This window comes from Rhizobium sp. SVR5-2C (genome assembly GCF_056755115.1).
Map to the genome: position 1 here is coordinate 1 of NZ_JBNDHT010000332.1, position 471 is coordinate 471.

Below are 471 nucleotides of genomic sequence, written 5' to 3' on the forward strand. Positions count from 1 at the left end.
CCCATAGCAATTAGGTGTCCGCTAACGTACGGAGGCCCGTCTGAGCGGGGCAGTCTGATCCAGAGGATCGCGCGGCCTTCCAAGGGCAAGGAAGGGGCAAAACAAAAGCCAGCCACACACGATCCCAGATAGTAGACGCCCGAGCTCTATCGAATGTTCCGGCGCCTGGCCGCTTCCCGGCGCGGCTCATCTGCTGGAGTCAATCCAGGACCATGAAGCCGAACGGCAGAACCGCGACGATATCGCCGTTTTCATCGACGATTTCGAAGCGCTGTGCCGCGATGTGCTCGCCGCCCATGACTGATTCCGCAATCATCTCGCGAGCAGCGTTGCGGGCCTCTTGCTGAACGGCCGCGACGTTCGGCAAATCGACACCTTCGTCGTCTTCCACCAATTGATCCCCAGTACGAATGTGAAAATAGTACCTCGCCATCGACGGACAGTCTCCTGTTACGCGACCGGAGAACAATC

The 471-nt window shown here is 58.8% G+C and carries 1 protein-coding gene; it reads right to left on the minus strand.

Annotation, left to right across the window (positions count from 1 at the left end):
- Positions 1 to 199: 199 nt before the first annotated feature.
- On the minus strand, positions 200 to 471 hold a 272-nt coding region (locus tag ACPYOI_RS35970; RefSeq protein WP_481424158.1), incomplete at its 5' end, for a DUF6894 family protein.